The 18,071-nt window shown below is 46.3% G+C and carries 13 protein-coding genes; 10 read left to right on the top strand and 3 right to left on the bottom strand.

From position 1 onward, the window contains the following. Positions 1–11: 11 nt before the first annotated feature. From IPL32_03555 to IPL32_03520, 8 genes are read left to right on the top strand one after another with little or no spacing between them, the layout of a single operon-like run. Entirely contained in the window at positions 12–1,421 is a 1,410-nt protein-coding gene (locus IPL32_03555) for a hypothetical protein (GenBank protein ID MBK8464884.1), read from the top strand. Then, positions 1,418–2,326 carry a hypothetical protein gene (locus IPL32_03550; protein ID MBK8464883.1) on the top strand — a complete coding sequence of 303 codons (909 nt, stop codon included), beginning with the start codon at positions 1,418–1,420 and terminating at the stop codon, positions 2,324–2,326. The genes IPL32_03555 and IPL32_03550 overlap by 4 nt, the downstream gene beginning before the upstream one ends. Beyond that, positions 2,323–4,692 carry a hypothetical protein gene (locus tag IPL32_03545; GenBank protein MBK8464882.1) on the top strand — a complete coding sequence of 790 codons (2,370 nt, stop codon included), beginning with the start codon at positions 2,323–2,325 and terminating at the stop codon, positions 4,690–4,692. Before IPL32_03550 ends, IPL32_03545 begins: the two co-directional genes overlap by 4 nt. Before the next feature lie 9 nt (positions 4,693–4,701). Then, complete coding sequence (locus IPL32_03540) at positions 4,702–5,508, top strand: glycosyltransferase (protein MBK8464881.1); 807 nt, start codon at positions 4,702–4,704, stop codon at positions 5,506–5,508. Next, complete coding sequence (locus IPL32_03535; protein ID MBK8464880.1) at positions 5,505–6,407, top strand: glycosyltransferase family 1 protein; 903 nt, start codon at positions 5,505–5,507, stop codon at positions 6,405–6,407. The genes IPL32_03540 and IPL32_03535 overlap by 4 nt, the downstream gene beginning before the upstream one ends. Then, on the top strand, positions 6,397–7,359 hold the full coding sequence (locus tag IPL32_03530) for a hypothetical protein (GenBank protein MBK8464879.1): 963 nt from the start codon (positions 6,397–6,399) through the stop codon (positions 7,357–7,359). The genes IPL32_03535 and IPL32_03530 overlap by 11 nt, the downstream gene beginning before the upstream one ends. A gap of 4 nt (positions 7,360–7,363) precedes the next feature. Continuing rightward, the gene (locus IPL32_03525; protein ID MBK8464878.1) at positions 7,364–8,044 is read left to right on the top strand and encodes a WbqC family protein; all 681 of its coding nucleotides are present in this window, start codon (positions 7,364–7,366) and stop codon (positions 8,042–8,044) included. 42 nt (positions 8,045–8,086) lie between these two features. Beyond that, entirely contained in the window at positions 8,087–9,040 is a 954-nt protein-coding gene (locus tag IPL32_03520) for an NAD-dependent epimerase/dehydratase family protein (protein ID MBK8464877.1), read from the top strand. A 561-nt stretch (positions 9,041–9,601) separates the two neighbouring features. On the opposite strand, the gene IPL32_03515 is transcribed toward IPL32_03520, so the two are convergent. Beyond that, entirely contained in the window at positions 9,602–10,600 is a 999-nt protein-coding gene (locus IPL32_03515; protein ID MBK8464876.1) for a DUF4339 domain-containing protein, read from the bottom strand. Positions 10,601–10,664: 64 nt separating this feature from the next. Continuing rightward, positions 10,665–10,922 (bottom strand): hypothetical protein, encoded by a 258-nt coding sequence (locus IPL32_03510; GenBank protein MBK8464875.1) that lies wholly within the window; start codon positions 10,920–10,922, stop codon positions 10,665–10,667. Positions 10,923–11,351: 429 nt separating this feature from the next. Here IPL32_03510 and IPL32_03505 point away from each other — a divergent pair, with 429 nt between their 5' ends. Then, positions 11,352–11,780 carry an ATP-binding protein gene (locus IPL32_03505; protein ID MBK8464874.1) on the top strand — a complete coding sequence of 143 codons (429 nt, stop codon included), beginning with the start codon at positions 11,352–11,354 and terminating at the stop codon, positions 11,778–11,780. 246 nt (positions 11,781–12,026) lie between these two features. On the opposite strand, the gene IPL32_03500 is transcribed toward IPL32_03505, so the two are convergent. Continuing rightward, a complete protein-coding gene (locus IPL32_03500) occupies positions 12,027–12,173 on the bottom strand; it encodes a hypothetical protein (GenBank protein MBK8464873.1) in 147 nt (48 codons plus the stop codon). A 440-nt stretch (positions 12,174–12,613) separates the two neighbouring features. Between IPL32_03500 and IPL32_03495 the strand changes: the two genes are divergently transcribed. Further along, positions 12,614–18,067, top strand: a complete 5,454-nt coding sequence (locus tag IPL32_03495; protein ID MBK8464872.1) for a twin-arginine translocation signal domain-containing protein — start codon at positions 12,614–12,616, stop codon at positions 18,065–18,067. Positions 18,068–18,071: the final 4 nt, after the last annotated feature.

The raw sequence follows: 18,071 nt of genomic DNA, 5'->3' as shown, positions 1-18,071 counted from the left end.
GCTCATTGTGTATGCATTCACCGTATTCGTTCGAAGAAATACAAGTAAATCTAGCCCAACAACCCGAACGATGGGTCAGACAACCAGGAAATGATCGTTCACTTCGTGATTTATTGAAGCTTAAATCACAGCTTGAATTACTGAACCTGGCCCGTGTAGAGCAATTGTTTCAGACAGTCGCGCCACAACTCTGTACTCTAGATTCGTTCCGAGCATTGCAATCGGTGTGCGAACTCCAAACCGAATCGATTATAACGGTTCTTTCACACCCGGTTTCGACGTGTTGGTTATACCGCGCCGCCGAATTACTACATGCCGCCGATTTGGAAGCCCTACCGCAACATCTAGATGGGTTTGCACCGTTAGCAATCGCATGTTTTGCTGCGGCACGGGTTGATTGTGTAATTAGTGACATTATGTTGCCTGCCAAGTTTTCATTTCCTGGGTTCGCGTTAATGATAAACCTAGACCGACCAACTCGTGTCCGCCTTGAAGTGAAAAATTCATCAGAGGTTGGTTTGCTTCGACTTACCTGCGAAAGCCTCGAATTCGAGACCCCCATCCGCTGCGACACGCCCGAAACCGATCTGACGCAGCAGCATCGCATTATTGGGTTTCCCCGTTTTTTTGAAAAAAGGCTCACTTTCGAATATGGCGAGCCTTTGTTATGCGACCTTTTTAGAGCTGATCATACTTGCTACTCCGATGTTGATTTGAAATTGTGGAGTAGAGGATTGCGCCGTAGTGAAAGTCTACTCGAGCGCCGCTGGCCAGAAATGTACAATGAGTTATCAACTAACTTGCGAGTACTGACCCCTACGTCCACAGCGGTGACTAAGCATCACTCAACGGGCTCGAACCGAACAGCAGCCGGTGCAATTTGTACAACTCTCACATACGAGCCTTGGTTTACCGACGGTCTTATTCACGAACACCGGCACGACCTATTGAATAAGTTGATGTTAATCGACGGCATATTTGAAGATGAGACATCGAATTCCTTAATTTATTATTCTCCATGGCGACCGGATCCTCGACCAGCCATCGGGTTGTTTCATGCCCTTTACGTTTTTATCGCGGTAGCTGCGTTCTACGAGCGATTATTGACTGCCAAAGAAAAGGATATTGATATCACCACCGAAGATCTGCTCGAAGCCTTCGGTCTGCAGGTGCTTCGTTTGCTCATAGCTGTTGATGAATTACGCGGATCCACAAACTTCACCAGATTTGGTAATGATTTATTAATGGTTCTAGATAAAGAGACGGTGCGACTTCATACCGTTGCGTTGGAAACTGGAGCATTTCGTTCTGGTCTGGCAGCGGAGTTGGCGCGGGATCATTTCCAAAAATGGACAAAAGGAAACGGAATTGATGTAACCACGGAGGTTCCACAGAACGTAAGCAAATGGGCAGGAATATGACGGTTCGTAGAGGCTCTGGTTATCTTTTGAGCAATACTCAAATCGTGCGGGAAGTAGATCGTAGATTTCCGCACGCAGAAATTTCATCTGATGGAAGTTGGGATGCTGACATTAGTACGCCGCCTGCAAGGCTTCAGTCAGTATCGCCGTGGGGGAGGGAGTCGGTGGTTTATTGTGTAAATCAAGATTTTTTCCCAGGACTAATGGCATCGCTACGATCGCTAATACATTTTCACCCTCTCGTTCCGATTATTGTAATTTCATGGGACCTAACCTCTGAACAGGAGTTATTCCTTTCTGGATTTGTTACGGTTGTTTCACGAAGAATGGACTTGCCGGATGATCCAGTTTGGGGGCGATTGGGAGTTTTTCATTTAGACATTAGTCGGGCTATCTATCTTGATGCGGATACTATTCTGCTGCGGCCAATTGACGATCTATTGTCGATGCACGTACCATTTGCGGCGGCTCCTAACTTAGATTGGACTATAAAGGAAAACTTCAAAGATCAACAAATACTTCGTGAGTGCAAACTTGATCCCGAACTTCCTGCTTTCAATTCCGGGGTGCTGGCTGTTGACGTCAAATTCTGGGGAACTCGCCTATTCGATGAATTATTGGAATTGCACAATAAATATGGCGATTGGTTTTTGTTAGGGGATCAAAGTGCGCTGATAATGGCCTTTAACCGATCGCCGTATCCGTTCACATGGCTCCCGAGGGAGCTCAACGCGATCGCTGAATTTTGGGATTGGAAAATCGAGCCTAATCAGCCTAGAATTCTACATTATGCCGGACCTGAAAAACCCTGGCTTCCGAATTGTTCCTATCCCAAAATTGACTCATTCTTTAAGTGGAGCAAAATTCCACTCCCAGCGGATATTTCAGGGAGAAAGGAGAAATGATTCTCGGCATCAACACCAGCCATGACGTCTCCTATTGTCTGCTTGATACCAACGGCGGTGCGGCATGGTTGCTAGAGGAGGAACGCTTCAATCGGTTCAAACATACTGACTTTTTTTCCTTTCATGGTCTCACGACGTTGATCGAAGATGGGGAGCTAAAACCTGAGCAGGTGACCTGCCTGTCATACAGTTTCGAGATTGATGAAACGGTGATTGAGCAGTTGAAAGTTAAGTGCGAAGAAAACGTATTGAGAGATTTCGGGGATGAGGTAAAGGAAAGAACGAGGCGGAATTTCCCAGACCCCGAACCGATATTCTCAACGATTCTAGGCTTGGGGCGCACGAGAGATTTTACCCAATCTGACAGCCAGTTGCGTAAACTCTTTCCGGGGGCAACGATTGAAAGTCATAACCACCATCTATCGCACGCCGCCAGCGCGTACTACCCCTCTCCATTTATGGAGAGTGCAGTCCTTGTCGTTGACGGAGCTGGACGACTAGAGACTGCTACGATATGGATGGCTAACAAAGAAGAATTGACACTTGTTGAACAGATTGAGCTTCCTCACTCAATCGGCGTGTTTTACTGGATCGCAGCCCATTTGTTGGGTCTTGACGAGGGTAAATTAATGGGACTTGCTTCTTACGGCAATCCTAGGTTTGCAAGCACTATTTTGGATAAGGTCATCTCGATCGAAGCCGAGGGAGGATTTAGATTTCAGGCACCGCTCATATTCTGGAGTAATATGTCCAGCGATTGGGCCTGCGAGGAATTTCTTCGGCATGTCCCAATTCATCCGCGCCTGAGTTCGCTCGACCCACTTACTCAAGAACACGCTGATTTTGCGGCATCTGTCCAACTTGTGACAGAGAAACTACTTCTGCACATGACTAAAAGATGTCAACTGTTGACGGACTCCCAGAATCTATGTCTAGCCGGTGGAGTAATGCAAAATTGTGTGGCGTTAGGCCGGCTTATCTGCTCCGACATATTTAAGGAATACTGGATTCAACCGGCATCGCACGATGCAGGTTCTGCATGGGGTGCAGCTCTGCTTTCCGGTTTACGTAGAGGTAATAGAAATAGTCGACAAACCAAGGATATGGCATTCCTAGGAAGATCGATTACAAACTCCGAGACTGAGATGGCTTTGTCGGACACAAAAATACCGGCTGTCTTTTGTGAAAATCCGGCCGAAATAGCCGCCGAAGCACTAAGGCAGGGAGCGGTCATTGGATGGGCGCGAGGAAGGGCCGAAGTTGGCCCGCGGGCGCTGGGCGGGAGAAGTCTTTTGGCCCACCCGCGGTTTGAGCTGAACCACTTTCGTCTAAACCAGATCAAAAAGAGAGAACAATGGCGCCCGCTCGCCCCGGTCTTCAGAGAGATCGACCTACACCGATTTGTTAATTCAGGTTCACCGTCGCCTCACATGAATCTCTCATTTTCGGTGAAGCCCGGTGCTTTCGATCAAATCCCGGCGGCGGTACACGTTGATGGTACGGCACGTATCCAGACAGTAAAACCCCACGATCCCGGAGGACTTTCCAGTATTCTCCAACTCCTTAACGATAGTGGCGAGGTCCCTTGCATCCTCAACACTTCGTTTAATGGTCAAGGCGAGCCTTTAATACAGTCGCCACTTGAGGCCCTGCGCTTCTTTGTAACCAGCCACTTGGACATTCTTTTCCTGGGAGACTGGGTGATTCAACAAACTGCGCCGCTGTCTGAAGACCTAAAGGAAGCACTCACCGCAAATTCCTTTCTGGAGATTTATCGGCAACTACTAGCTGGGCACCAGGGTGTCATCTTGAAAAATTCAACCTGCGGAATTATCAACAAGCAAGCCCAAATGCTTGCCAACTCGCTGGAATGGGCCGGACTAGCCGTCCGCGTTTGTGAAGCAGCTGACCTTGAAAGCGTTTATGATTCTGAAGAGAGAACCATTGTTTTTACATTTGCTCCAGTTTGGGACATGCGATATTTTTCAGATTCAATCCCCTGTTTTCAAAATCTTGCAAAATGGGCGCTAGTTTCGGACAATCTTTATCCAACCCTGCTTACATTCCTGGAGCTTCAAAGCCATTTAGAAAGCAATTTACGGATGCTTTCTAAATCGATTGCGGGGAGACGATGTGTCGTTTGGTTAAAAAAGGGGGAACGGGAGCTCTTTTCGTCACAACTCCCCGATTTGGTCGAAAATATCTTTGAAATTTCAGATTCGCCAATAATGGTGGATCGAAACAAAGATTTTCTCTTGATTTCATGGGATCTTTACAAAGAAAATATAGTCGCCCTAAGGGGTTATCGGCCACGTCAAGATTACATGATATGGGTTAGCCGCGATTCAGATATACATCGCCCGTAAATATTTTTTATGATTGCTGAAAACCTGACGGTTCATTGCCTGATATGCAACGAAGAGAGATGGATTTGGTATGCATTGCGTTCGGCATTACCATTTTGCTCACGGCTGATATTATGGGACACGGGTTCGACAGACCGCACAATCGACATCATCGGGCAAGTGAAATCCCGCAAGATCTCTTTTAGAAGTGTTGGCCTGGTCGATTCCAATGCCATCACCGAGTTAAGAAACGAGATGATTCGTGAAACCGAGACTGAATGGTTTGCAATTGTTGACGGAGATGAAGTCTGGGCTCCTGCTCTTTGGCTCGAAATCGCCGATATTAGGCAGGACACCCAAGCGGAGATAATAGTATGTCCGCTTTGCTATCCGTTTCCACGTTTGGGCTATTTCAGTGCAACTAACGATGATAATTTTCAAATTGCGGGCAAGAAAGGCAGTTATTCAGCTAAGGCGTTTCGACGCACAAAGGGAATTCACTGGAAGGGATCGTATGGGTCCGAGGAGGTCCTTTTCGATTCAGGCAGCGTAATAAGCCGAGGTGATTATCCGGGAATGCGGATGGTGACCACGCCGATTTGGCATATGACAATGCTGGAACGATCATCGTTAGATGGTGAGACGTTAGGGCGATCAGGTAAACTGTCGATCGATGATCCGCAAGACGTTGACTTGATTAAGGTGTCGCAATTAACCGACATACCCGAGGTTTTCTATTTGGATCGCCCATCATCGGTTATGAATCCCTTTCTTGCAGAATGCCAACAGCTTAGGAATAAGGTACCGTTCCCCCACCCAGGATGTGAACTATTATGAATCAAATAATTGTTACCAATATTTATCCGGGACATTTTCACTACGAACCCCTTCGGTTGAGCCTTGAACCTGCAGGCTATACTCTTATCAGCATTGCACGACGAAACGGAGCCCACCCGGATTTTGAAGGCTCGTCGGTCGGACAGTTCATTTTCAACTATCCGATGAGCAAGGAGTTATCGAGAAATGTCTTGCATCGTTGCGATCTTGGAGAACCGGTCGTCGTAATGATGGATGACCCGCTTGCCTTTTTTGACGAGAATATAAATACGCTGATTATACCAATCTTGAAAAAAGCGGCTCGCGTCTTCACCTCTACCGACAATATGTTACCGGTCTATTTATCAATTGGAGTTACTGCAGAATTGCTTGTCGGATTAGGTAACCCGCTTTTTGACGTAAGTGATCCGCCATCTGAAGTCGACATGGAATTCGACTGGGGATTTATCGGAACTTTAATTCCACAACGGTTTCGTTTCTTTTGGCAGCTAAAACAGCTTTTGCCTGACTCAACGCATTATCTAGTGACCAAGGGTTTTGACGTTGAAGATGTCAAAACTCGTATTCGTGTGACGCGTTGCAATATAGCATTTGGCAACTTTAGCGATGTCACTGATTTTAAGTCAAACGGCACTACCCTACGGGCATGGGAATTCCCATATGCCGGAGCCTTCATATTACACGATTATAGACCGCTGATTCCCGAATTTTTTGAAAATGGTAAAGCTATCGTTATGTTCGACTCCGTCGAAGAGTGTGCAGAACTAATACTCCACTATAGGGATTTGCCCAGTGAACGAATAAAGATAGCAGAAAATGCCCGGCAAATTATTAGCCAGTATTCAATGAAATCGTTTTTTCCAGCGCTCTTTCAAGGTTTATCAACCCATGGAAACTGAACTCGATCTCCTATTTCAAGAATTAAACCAAGCCACCAAGAGTTACCGTTCGTGTGACCTACCGGGCTTTGCACCCGAAGCCGCAAAAATTTATCATTGGAAGTCGTGGCCCGTTTCCGTTGTCGGCGGCAAAGGATTTCGGATTAAGAGTGATAATCAATTTGAATCGGTTTTTTGGATTGAGCCAGATTCCTTCAATAGTGATGTACTATCAGATACCGTCGCTCGACTCCACTGGTGTGTTAAAAACATAGACCTGGCCTCCGCGTCGGTAATAACAAAATTGGCAACGATTTTGCGGGGCCTTCTCGAATCTTCTAATTTTTCATTGCTCGGAATTTCCGTACTGGGCCATAATGCGAGGGCCCTTGAATTGTTTCAGCAGGCTGGTGCAAAGTTCATCGTTAGCAATGTGTGGCTATATCGTAGGGCGGGAAAGCCGCCGCAAATTGGTTCTTTAAGTGAATACAAACTCCAATGGAACAACTTAAACGTCGCCCCATTAAGCTCAAACGAAATAGCTGAAGCGATGAATTTGGCCGAAGACTGCTTCTTCGATGACCGGTTTTCGCTAGATGTTAATATTGGGAGGAAGGCAGTCAGCAATCGATTCAAGGCGGTGATACGCAACGGTCTCGGGGGGCATTTGGGGGAACATGTAATAACAGCTCGAAAGGACGGCTATCTTGCGGGACTGGTCTTTTTTGGAACAAATGCGTCAAAGCCACCAATTGCCGGAAATTGGTTCACTATGTTGATTAATCCGTCTGATAGGGGAAAGCACTTAGGCGAACGATTATTCGCTGAAGCAATTTCTAAGCTACCGCAGGGGCCGGCAGAATGGTTTTATAAATGTACCTTGCAAAACTTCGCATCTTTTGAAGCCTCGCGAGCCTTAGGATTTCGAATCGGTGCAATTGCTCACGACCTTCACTATTGGAGGCGGGGTTGATGACATGCGTGCAGTAATTATTCAGCCGCACTTCCTTCCGTTCATGGGCTACTTTGACTTGATGAGGCGTGCAGACTGCTTTGTTTTCTACGATAGTGTTCAGTTTAGAAGGCGAAGTTGGCATTGCCGGACCTGGATTCACGAACAGGGACAAGCGAGTTGGCTGTCCGCCCCAGTCAGCACAGCAAATGGCTCGCGCAGGTTAATGAACGAAGTTCATTGGGATGACAGCCAATTGTGGAGAAGAGCGGTCTCAAGACGGCTTCGACAATCTTATTCATTCACCCAACAACCTGATCTTCTGGAGGCAATTGACGCCCTAATTCTGTCTGGACCATCTCATTTAGTTAATTGGAACATACTTGCGATTGCAGCGTTGGCAGAATTTCTGGGAATCAAAACTCTGACCTTGCGGAGCTCCCAGTTGCCACCGATTTCAGGAGAAAAACAGGAGCGATTGGTCAAAATTTGTCGAGAGATCGGAGCGTCGAGTTACCTATGCGGGCCTGGCTCGAAAACATATGTTTCGGATGACTTTTTTTTACATCACGGTATTAAGGTAGAGTGGATGGATTACAACTATGAGGATCATTTAATAACAACCGAAGGTGTTGGCGTGTATCCAAGTATAATTCACACCATTCTGATGAAAGGTGTCAAGTACGTGAAAAATGTTTTAAAATAATTATCCCAAGTTGGAGAGATTGCTGATCAGGAAGGAGCGTTTGTGAAAATTCTAGTGACCGGGGGAGCGGGCTTCATCGGTAGCCATCTAGCGACCCGTCTACACCTGGCCGGACATGAGATCTGTTTGCTCGACGTTCAAGCCGATGAGCTGACTTTCTCTGGTTCATTCGCGCACGTGGTCGGCAGTGTGTTGGATTCGGATCTTGTAGATCGGCTAGTTCGTGACTCGGATCTAGTTTGCCATTTGGCGGGCATTCCGATCCCCTTGGAGTACGTCATTCGTCCGAAGTTGACGATTGAAGTTAATCTCCATGGCTCTCTCAACGTCGTGAAAAGCGCTTCCCAATATCACGTCCCACTAGTATTTAGCTCGACCTCTGAAATCTATGGCCGCAACTCGGCACTTCCATGGACGGAAGATTCCGATAGGGTACTGGGGAGTGTTTCGGAAAGCCGCTGGTGCTACGCGACCTCGAAAGCGGCCGTGGAGCACTATATCCACGCGTGTGGGCAAGTGGATAATCTTGATTTTGCGATTGTGCGTCTTTTTAATGTGTATGGTCCAGGCCTTACTGATCGTGTTGTTAGCCGGTTCGTGGATCAAGCGTTACGCGGGGAACCGCTTGAAATTCACGGCATCGGCTCTCAAAAGCGGTGTTTTACATATATTTCCGATGCTATCGATGCCTTTATTAAAATTATTCTAGCTCCGGCGTTGGGCGGCCGCACCTACAACGTCGGGAATCCATCATCAACAAACATTCGTGACTTGGCCGAGCTTATTCTGGAACTGTGTGAAAGCTCGTCCGATCTTATGAACATTCCTTACGAATCTTTCCCATCTGGATTTGTTGATATACCAGACCGAATTCCGTCGATCGACAGGATACGCCATGAATTTGGATGGGAACCTTTGGTTGACCTTCGCGCTGGACTATTAATGACTATTCAATCAAGAAATTGGATCTCTCGGGACGGATTGAAAAGTGACTAGTGGACGCTATGACAAGTGTTGACAGCGGCTTCGTTAGAAGAGATAAATTTTGTCCGTTTTTCCAACCGAAATTCGATGAGTCGGTAACTAGGAACTTGTCCGCCCTAGCCAGTTAGGCCGCTGATGATCTAATCCAGCGGGAATTTTGCAAGCGTCACAGCAAATCTTTTTGCGTCCTAGACATCGCGAGAGCTTGGGAACCAATTTCTCCGGTGGAACGAGATCGTCGTTGGCGCACGTTCGATAGTAGGTAAGATTGGTTCAGCAGAACTGGACATAAGAATACTCTCCTAAAGATAAATATGTTTTCTCTCTGAAGCATTCATTATTCCCCGTTCTGGCGTTAATGGGAGATAACATAGAACTCGCAGCGAGCCTTTCCCCTCGCCCACACCGCATTTCTTTTTGCCCGAACCGTTACAGAGTTTGCACTCCTCGGTGTGGGTTCGAAACATGCCAGTATCCGCAGTTCCCTTATCGTTACATTTTAAGCATTTTAACGCCTCCTTTATCACATGCATTACAAATAGCCATTTTATTACCTTCCTCTTACTTTCTAAATTATAAATCTCGTCGAAATAAAGACCTCAATACAAAAATCATAGGGCGAAGAAACAGTTGACGCGTACAAGCAAGTAGCATTGGCGATTTGCTAATGATGGCAGCCAAACAAGGCCCAACCGAATAATAGACTCGGATGAATAACCGACCTGAAAGAGATTTCGCAAGGACAGTATCTCGAAAACGAGAGAGAAACTGAACTTCTGGGCTGCTGTAATCTCCGAAAGCCGCAGTCGCGACAAAGCACATGCCTTTTTTCGGTGGGTTTTCGATTTCATCCTTTAGTTGTCTCGCTTGCATATAGGAGTCATCCGATTGGAAATTAGCAATGATGTAATTCAATTCTTGCAGAGCAGGCACCTTTTGCCCCATCATTTTCAGAATTGTTGCTTTCGCGAATCTGGCTCCCGCAGTGTCAAAAGTCCCGATACTTTGGTCTAATAATGCAATCGATTCCATGGCTCGGTTTTTTTCTTGTTGATTAGCGACCATTCTGGTCGCAGCCGCAACAGATAGACTTGTGAGACTTTTTTTCCGTTTTCCACGATTAAGCATCCTTCCACTGGCACTATGAAAAAACCCCTGCTGACTTACCTTATACCTTGCCATCATGAACAAGATGTCAGCCTCCATTGCCTTTACCTCAAATGCCCCTGGAAATTGCTGCCGTACGGCGTCAACATGATTTCTTGCTATCTGTAATTTTTGATCAAGTTGGCGACTAAGTTCCTTCAGCTGCCTCCCTTCGGTTTCTGCCATTTGATCCAAGAGAGAACTCATTTGATCCGAATATGTATCGTATAAGTTAAATTCACGGTCTAACACATTCACTTCGGCTGGGTCACTACCCAGAAGGCTTTCGAGACTCGACCAATTCGAATCACCCTCTCTACAAGCGAGATCAGTTGAAGCGAGCCGTCCATCAAATAACATTGATCGAACAGCTTCTTCGTTAAAAGGGCCAATTTGTTGACCGTCCTTGTGTATAAAATAATTCATTCGAAAATTCCTCCATTATCATTACTAAAATCCAATGGCTCAAGGGGCCAAAGTCCCTAATGCATTAAGGCGCGGGTGGTTTTGCTTTCGCCTTTTTTATGTGGGCGGCTTGGAGCCAGGCGGCTAGTTCGCCGGGGTTGTTTTCGTATTCTACGCGGCAGATGCGGTCGAGGATTCGGCAGGCGGGCATGCATTGGAGTATCCAATCGGTGAACTCGGCCGTGGCTTCGGCTCGGCCGGCAAGTACTGAGGCGAGGCTGGACATCGAGGCCCCGAAATCGTCGCAGGCGTCGTGGAGATCCGCCGGTAAGCCACGGCTCATAAAGGCGGCTTCGTAATCGGTTATGCCCGAATTAGAGTGGAACGCTTCGTTCATTTGGTTTTTCTACTGTAATTTCGGTTCCTGTGCCCGTGCAAGGCAACCCAGTCGCTACCGCGCCCGGTTCCTCCATTGTGCAACGCGGTTTTTAGCTTACGCAACGCGGTTCTCCTTCTATGCGAAGCAACTATTACCGGCTCGGTTGTGATTCTTAACGCCGCAAAGGCACTTATTAACAGAGCGGACGCGATTATAAATTCAGATTGTGCGATTCTCAACCTCGCAGAGACGATTTTTAGGGAAGCCCCCTTTTTCTTCTTTAGTGTGCCAAGAGTGCGACAAACTTGTCCACGTGCGCGGTGGTTTGCAGGTCCGACCTTTTGACAACTGGTGCGGCAACCATGGGAATGAGCTAAATGCTCGCCCGCGGAGATACAACGATATGTCGGCAAGATCTCAGGCCCGCTATTGGACAGGATAGATATTCACATCGACGTCCCCGCCGTTAATTTCAACGAGCTTCGAGGCTGCGGTGTGCCGGAGGGCGATAGCTCGGAAGTGATCCGCGAACGAGTTGTTAAGGCACGCGAGATACAGCTAAGACGATTCAGTGCCGACGGAGTTTTTTCAAACTCGGCGATGTCACCGAAACAGATATGGACATTCTGTGCTCTGGATTCTCAGAGCGAAGAGTTACTCGAAAAGGCAATGCTTCGGCAGGGATTATCGGCACGAGCCCACGACCGTATCTTAAAAGTCTCACGCACGATTGCCGATCTCGACGGAAGCGAAAACATCCAGCCAAATCACATTAGTGAAGCGATAAACTACCGCTCTCTTGACCGTAACTATTGGACTTAACTGGATTCTCAAACCGGCCTTCATTTAATAGAATTCATTGGACCTGTAAGAATAGTTGTGTGCCTGCGGAGCCAACAAAATCAACAACTTAGCTCGTATTATGACTAGTCACCCGTCGGGTTCGAACCGACGACCTTTCGATAACGAATCACGCAGAGGCAATTTGCCTGAGGTTGGATAGTTTCTTAATCCTACTTATTTAGTTAGCTTCATCAGAGCATACCGTTGGAGCACAAAGTTAAACAACTAATTAGTAGTCGCAGCCAATAACTCTATCCATCCATCGGTAGCCATTGTTCGCGGATCGCCCTCGTTCAACACAATGCGTTCCCACGTAAGGGGTGACATCGAACCAGATGCGCCGATTGCTGTGAATCTGAGATTCAGCAGCACTCCATTCTCATCTATTCAAAACATCCGAAGCGGCAACCACGAGCCACACTTGTGAATATCGCCATTTTGGAACGGAACACCGAACCTCCAACCCATTGGTTAAGAGACTTAAATTCAGCATTATGGAGTGCGCATCTGCCGATATTCCATCAAACTCATTCGGTATAGACGAGAGTGCGGCATATGCGCATTTGCACTGGTATAACTTGGAAACGACCCACCTATTGCCCGCAATCGAAGAAGCGGACCATTATTTAATACCTCGACTTGCGAAAGAGTCCGAATAGTGTATATTACCGTTGTTCAAGCAATTTTTATCTTAAACCGCTACGGAGTTTCCGGTCATTTTTGAATTATTGATCAGCGCTTGCTCCGAAAAACAAAAAGATGTACCCACAGCCCCTAGATGGCGATAACGGCTTCCCGACGAAAACTGTCTCATGAAAATATCCAGACGTGACTTCATAAAGGTATCGACGGTGGCTTCGGCGACGCTAGCATCTGCCTCCAAGGCTCTTTCTCCGGACCTGGGGCTAGACTCTGGGGATGTTTTTAGACTTCTCACAGGTCGTTTGAGCGAGGAACGGGAATTTCACCTTCTGGGCAGAAATTTGCTAAATCTCCACTTTTACTTTATCAACGTAAACAAGAAAGGTAGCAGCCTTGTAAAAGCCAAGAGCGGGGAAAAGTCTTTCATGATTGTGAGACTTCCGCAGCAATTTATAAATGAAACGGGTTTCTGGGCCGCAAAGCCGGGATCTGAGCCGATCCTTCCCCAAGCAAGGCTGTCTGGCTTCTCGTACTTGGCTTTTCAGTTGTGGCCAGACAACTTGGCCAACCGGAACCCTAAGCTAAAATTCTCCCTGGAAAATATTCTGGATTGGAACGACCAAAAAAATGTTCGACTCATTACGCTCGTAGATTGGCTTGAGCTGAAAGGCACACCAAAGAAAGAGTTTGATTTCGTGGCACTCGATGGGACATCGGAGGTGTGCGAAAATTTTAAATCTAGAAAAATATGGAGCCCAACCCGACTCTCCGAAACGACTCTTACCGCACTTGAGCCCAGAAGCGCTGTATTTCACAAATTCAAATCCATAATTCAAACGTTGCTAGATAAGAACGTCACTCGCTCCGATACAGAGACGTTCATTCCTACTACTTTTTTTGAATTGCCGAATGAGCTGTGCCTCGTTCCCACCAACTCCGGCAAAAAAGTAAGGTTGGATAAAAACGTCGTCATAGGCGGGGATGCGAATGAACCAGCCTCTGACCGATTCGAAATCTGGAACAACACACTCGTTTTTGAAGCAGGACGAACGAAGGCCGAAACGGCAACAGTGGAGGATCAGATTTTCGTCGATACCCCGTCCTTTCGGGCGGCAGGTCTCATTCTCGAGGATCTTGACAGATTACCGGCCTGCAGCGCGGCAAAATTAAACTGTGACGACATCAAAGAAGAGAATATGCTTCCTACTCTTCTGACCAAAGCTGAGCTGGTTTATCTAACGCAGTTCGCCAAAGGCGAACATCTAGACTTCACTAATTCAGCGTTCGAGATTAGAGAGCAAAATGGTCTTTTTTTTACCGGCCTCGGTGCAATTGCTCATTTACAATATGAGAATGTGGAGAACAAACCGGCTGGAATTTCCCTCATCAAATTTAGACAGTTAATAACGCAGGGCCGCATCTTACATACCGAAGTCGCACGCTTAGGATTTAATGCGAAGACTGGTCAGAGATACATGCATGTCATCGAAGGCAAGCGCAAGATCGGTGATTTGCCTTGGACTGAAAATGGCCGCGTATTGAGTTCCTCTTTTATAGAATTAAAGCAATATTGCCTGCCGATCGACCGACAAATTCGGTATGACAAACTCGCGACGGAGGAAGACTGGGGCTCCTTAGTTTTTCACTCAATACCTTTTGTTCCAGAATTTGATCCCATTATCGGTCCCGCCCTCACCAATTCATGCCATCCGCGTCGATTCCCTTTTTCCGAACTGAGTCTGGTAGATCCAGGAAAAATACCTGTCGACTGTTTAAGGGACCAAGTAAGCATAAGAGATGTCTGCGAACTCGAAAAACTCAAATGGTTTTGGCCCGTTCGCGAAGGGGTTTACGCTGTTGGCACTCCTGACGATGAAATTTCACTCCAGGACTACATTAGTTGTGATTACGAGGCAAAAGATTGGGAAGGGAATTCCGTTTTGGCAAGTACCCCATTTATGTTTATTAGGGACGATTTGGTTGAGGCTACCAATGCGCAAAGTGATAACGACCGAAAAAGTGAGATCGGAAAGGTTTATGATAATTATTTTCGTGGCACCTATTCAAGACAATCAAAAACGGAGATTAGTGATCCTCGGGTTGAGCGTAGAAAAACTTTTTTCCAGAATCAGATTATTGCTTACACGCCAAGTCTGCCGCAGCCGGGTGTAGATCGCGAACCTTCCGGCAATGAGTTTTTGTCAAAAACAAATTTCCTCGAAACGCGTGAATTCGAAACCTATTTCAATGTCACAATTATTCCGCCGAACAAATCGGCGGGATACTTCCCTTACGTCATTTTTCCGCAAATGCTACGCACAACGGTTTTTGTGGATCATATTAGGGATTTAACAAAGAAGAAGATCTCCTCGGTAGTTGAATATCATCCAGATTACATCTCTCACGAATTCGGTAAATATGAGCTTTCGGGCGGCACCAAATTGGTGGGAAACGGAGCCCGCCTTATTTTGCAGAACACGGGACCGTTCAAGCGAGGGGAAGAGGAGACTTCAAACGATACTTACAAACAGATTTCCGAAGCTTTGCAACAGGCCAAGGCCTATCTCGGAAATATTGCTGTGCCTGATATCGTCCCAGATGCAATTTCACTCGATGAAAACGGTATAACGTTACCGCCGGACTTCAAAGAGCGCGTAATTAGGGGTGAACTGGTCTTAGGTAGCGATGGCGGGAGAACGCCGGGGATCGCCAACACCTCTATTGAGAAGTTAAAAGATTTAGACCCAAAAGCGATCTTTCGCGGCAAGTTCTCTGAACTCATGGGATTGGATCTCATTAGGCTTCTCGAAGAACTAATACCTGTTGAGAATTCTCCCCTCTTCGAAATCGAGAAATTTGCAAATCGTATTGAGGAAATTGCTTCCTCCATTGAATCCGAGGTTTATACGCAAATAAAAGCAAAGTTTGCGGACGTCGAAAGCATAATAAAGAGTCTGAAAGCTGAAGTCGAAAGGCTTGAGACGCTTCTAAATGTTGAACGTCAAAACATCCAAAAGACCTTAGATAGTCTTAAAACACTTAAGCTGACTGCGGATTTAGATACTCTGCAATCTCTTGTAAAGACCCAGCTTGAATACTACAAGACTCAAGGGTTTGAGGTCCTTCTGGATGGGGCAGGTTTTAACGATGTCAAATCGCTCATAGACTCATATAGTGCAATCGCTAAGACCTTTATCGAAGGCGAAGTTAAGATCTTAGAATCAGAGCTTGAGGATAAGAAGGCGAAAATGGGCGCGTTATTCGGCAATATAAAAGCCGAGGAGCTGGAGAACTTACCCGCAAGCCTGAGAAATATTAAACTTCATAAAATTGAGGATTACTTTCTTGGCAACGAACCCGCGGGGACCCTTCGTCGATTGTATCATGAAGAAATTAAACAGTATTCAATTCGCCTAGACCACCTATTTAAGACCTCCAATGACAATAAGCAACTGTCAACCGGTGAAGGCAAACAAGTGTACTTTGATTCTGGATCAATGTTTTCCCCCGATAGCCGTTTAGAGCCATTCAACATTCTTCGTTCGGTTGAAGATTCGGGGCTTATACAGGTAAAGAAGAAGGTCGCAGACCTAAATCGATTTATCGCCTGCAACGCTGACGGCACGAAATTTCAGAGAGAAGCCGTGGTGGCCCTCCAGGTCCTCCACGCGGAATACACAGAACACTGGAAGATGCTGGACCAGTCGGTGGAGAGTTTCCAGCGGGCGACTTGGGCCGTTGCCGAAGAAATCAGGGAATGGAAAAGCAGCGCTGAACGCGCCTTAGCCCGGGGGACATCAGAACTAACCGCGACACAAAGGGACGTGGTCGAGAGAGTCCAAGAAACAGTGTTGAAAGTCGACCAATTCCTTGATTTTGCGCGTAAATTTGATCCCTACTTCTATTACCAGGAACAGGAGCGTATCAGAAAGGAGATTCTTGATATACGAGGTACTTTCAATTCACGGCTGCATGAAGCATATACCGGACTCACCCGCGATATTAAAGCACAGTATGATAAATACGAAGAATTGCGACAAAAGTATATTAAAGATCTTGCTCTTAATAAGCCCGTCGAATTAGGAAATGTGCGAAAGAAATTTGTACACGAGGTAGGTCTAGTAAATCATACCATCAACAATATCCCGAAAGGCGAGGAATTTTTGAAGAAAGCTTTTAAGGATGAATATGCTCAAGCAAAGATTTTCTATGATTCCATAAAGCTTTCTGAAGAAAATTTCAAGATCGGACGTGAACTCTTAAAGAAAGCTGCGCAGGAGTATGCAGAGAAGTTGAAAAGCCAGGCATCGAACGCCATTGATGAGGCCGTAAGACAGTATATCGACGAAAAGCAGACCGAGCTTGAGAATGCCGTAGGAAATGAGTCTATCAAACTTGCAGCAGATCAAATAAAGGAAGCTCGTAACATCTACACACTCCTAACTTCCCTTAAAAAGCAAGAACTCACGTATAAATGGAATACGTCAAATTTCAGGGACGCAGAGTTTGGAGTAGTTACATTTAAGAAGCTTTCCAATCCAAATACCAATTTAACCGTTGACGTCAGGACGGTCGTGCATTTTGCGGAAGGGGTCTTTCCTCCAGTAGTCAGCGAAATAACCAATACTTCGAAAAACACACTAACCAACTTTGGAATCGGATTTTTCGAAATGGTTAACATTGTCTTTGAACGTGTGAGTTTTTCAGCCGGTTCCGGAGAAAGCTCGAAATTTGACGTAAAAATAAAGCATGTTGAGTTTGAAGGTGCCCTCTCATTTGTGCAGGCTTTTGAGAGCTACTTAAAAACACTAGGCGTGGGTCTAATCCTTGCGGTCCGACCGGATCACGCATCGCTTGGCTACTCGCTTCCACTCCCGGCGATCCAGACGCCTGGTTTTGCTTTTTTTAATCTCTCGCTAAATTTTGATCTCAAGATATATTTTGACAACCGTCCGATGAGGTTCGGATTTTCACTTGCGACGCCTGAAGAAAAGTTCGGAATTGCAGTGAATATTTATGCTGGTTTCGGGTTCTTTGGACTGGTGGTTGATACCAAACGGGGAATAGTAGAGATTGACTGTGCTCTTGAAGCCGGAGTGTGGTCCGGTCTCCGTTTCGGGCCTTTTTCGGGCGAGGCAAAACTCGCATTCGGTTTTCGATACACAAAAAACGATTTTGGTGTCCGACTGGAGGGCTACATCGTCGCCGAGGGGCGCCTCAAGGTATGGATATTGGAAGTAGGCGTGCGGATATATATTGGGGTCGTTAGCCAGAACAGTTATGTTGAAGGGAGCTGTTCCGTCACTCATTCTGCAAAGATCGGATTCATAAGAAAGAAGTTCACGTCTACGTATACAAAACGGATCAGTGGCGCGCAAAGTAGTAATACTTCGCAAACCTCTAGCGGGAATAATTTCGAGAACGCCCAGAGTTTAGTGAGACATTTTTCTAAAATGGAACACTTTTATGATTCCGGTCGTAGTTTGTCGGTCGAGGGGGCCTCGGAATTTGCCTGTGATATATATATGGCTGCTTTAGATAAACTGGACGAGACCAGCCAGCCAATCGTCGAAACGGAGCATATTTCGCAAGAGTCGTGGATAGACTTCATTACGGTTATGTGAGTTG

It is taken from the genome of Chloracidobacterium sp. (assembly GCA_016711345.1).
In the GTDB taxonomy this organism is placed as follows: Bacteria; Acidobacteriota; Blastocatellia; order Pyrinomonadales; family Pyrinomonadaceae; genus OLB17.
The sequence above is the reverse complement of the archived record's forward strand: the minus strand, read 5'-3'. Positions and strand labels throughout refer to the sequence as shown.